The sequence below is a fragment of the Puniceicoccus vermicola genome (genome assembly GCF_014230055.1).
Classification (GTDB): domain Bacteria; phylum Verrucomicrobiota; class Verrucomicrobiia; order Opitutales; family Puniceicoccaceae; genus Puniceicoccus; species Puniceicoccus vermicola.
In genome coordinates, this window is record NZ_JACHVA010000039.1 from 1 (window position 1) to 1,885 (window position 1,885).

Sequence of the window (1,885 nt, forward strand, 5' to 3'; positions counted from 1 at the left end):
AGGAAGTCGTTGAAGTTGAGTTGGTTAGATAATTGAGTTTCGTCAAAATTTGTGAAGGATTCTGTAAATAGCTGATTGATATGAACTTTCTGAAAAGCGTTAACACTCAGAACTTGCAGAATCCGGGTCAAACTGTGGTCGAGGCAGAGAGTCTTTTTGAGACTGGCGACGAGAAGATAGGTGCAGATGGCGATCCAAATTTGGGTTCTGACGGCATTGTCCGAGGTTCCGAAGAAGGACTTGATCCGCAGGTTCTGTTTGATCCATTTGAAGAAAAGTTCGATCTGCCAGCGGCTCTTGTAGACCAAGGCGACGGTCAATGCTGGGATGGAAAAATTGTTGGAAAGGAATACCAAGTCCTTGCCAGTCTCCTCGTCGAAGAAACGAACTCGACGCAAAGCAATGGGATATCGTTCCTTGGACAGGGCTCCGCTCAGACCGATTGTTTGATCGCTGCGCAGACCTGTGATTTTGGCAACTCTGCGGGACTCCCGGACATAGCAGTCGAGGTTGCGTTTGGCACGGATAACGAAGAACGCTCCGGCCTGGCTGAGGCCGAAGAGTCGACCGAAGTCGAGGTATCCACGATCCATTACATAGATCGTTCCGGGAGAGACTGGCATTCGGTCGAGGAAAGACACATCGTGTTCCCGTCCCTTCGTAACGTCGATGAACAGCGGGATAGAGCCTTGAAGTTCGAACTGCGTGTGGATCTTTACCGCCGCTTTCGTGGAACGAAAGTCCGCCCAAGGGAAGAGAGTCAGGCAAAGATCGATGGTGCTCGAATCGACCGCGACGACCATGCCATCGAGACCCATCGGGTTCGTCTCGCCTGCCTAAAGTCTCCGCGTCCTTCGAATGAGGATATGAGCCATGGCTTCGTAGACGCGCCAGTCCCTCCATTGGTTGGCATATGCCAAATTGGTGCGGGTAATGTTGCCGCGAAACCCCATCGCGTAAGCGTTTTGATTCCCGCGCAAACAAGCCTCGATCTCGCGCAACCCCTCCCGGTAAGTCAACTGGGCAAAGACCATGGCAAGGAATTGGTCGCGTGCGGTAAATCCGCGACTGCTCTTGGGCATCGGGTAAAGCTTGATGCATCGGTCGAACTCCTTCCGGTCCAAGCCATCGGTAATCTGAGTAAAAACGAGCCTGCCAGCGTTCATCCGTTATTGAGAACGAATGCGACGGAAGGTCGCCAGCCGATTCAAATGCGTGACAACCTTTATCCTGTGTAAGACTCTTCAAATGAATCACTTGGAAAAATCGAAACCCCTCTTAACTGGACACTAGTGACTCCCCATACTTAAAATACAAAATCGAAAACAGTCATACGGAAGTAAACCTTATTAACTCGCTTGACAAATAGATCATAATCGAGCGATCTTTACTGATGGAAAATCGAGATGCCCGCACGCTGAGTCAGGATGCCCAGCAAGAGATGCGCCGTCAGGCGATCCGTGCCTTGAAAAAGGGCCGAACACAAACACAGGTTGCCAAGGATTTTGGTGTGGCCCAGCCCACGGTGAATCGGTGGTGGAAACGCTTTGAGGTTGGGGGTTGGGCGGCTATCGGTAAGGGCAAGCGGGGTCGGCAAGATGGAAGTGGACGCAAGATGACTGCGGATCAAGAGAAAGAGATTCAAAAGCTTATCACCGACAAGACCCCGGATCAATTGAAGCTGCGTTTCGCTCTCTGGACGCGGGAAGCCGTGAGAGAGCTGATCAAAAACCGGTTTAAAATCGAGTATGGACTTCAATCGATGAGTGTAGTCTTGGCTCGCTGGGGTTTCACTCCCCAGCGACCACTGAAGAAGGCTTACGAGCAACGCCCGGCTGAGGTGAAGCAGTGGATGGGAGAGGTCTATCCGGAAGTGAAAAAAAAG

1 protein-coding gene and 1 pseudogene are annotated in these 1,885 nt (G+C 51.4%); one reads left to right on the forward strand and one right to left on the reverse strand.

Annotation, left to right across the window (positions count from 1 at the left end):
* Positions 1 to 1,166: pseudogene (locus H5P30_RS03540) on the reverse strand (IS4 family transposase); the annotation flags it as partial.
* 227 nt (positions 1,167 to 1,393) lie between these two features.
* Between H5P30_RS03540 and H5P30_RS03545 the strand changes: the two are divergent.
* A partial coding sequence (locus tag H5P30_RS03545) for a winged helix-turn-helix domain-containing protein (protein ID WP_185691585.1) occupies positions 1,394 to 1,885 on the forward strand: 492 nt, incomplete at its 3' end.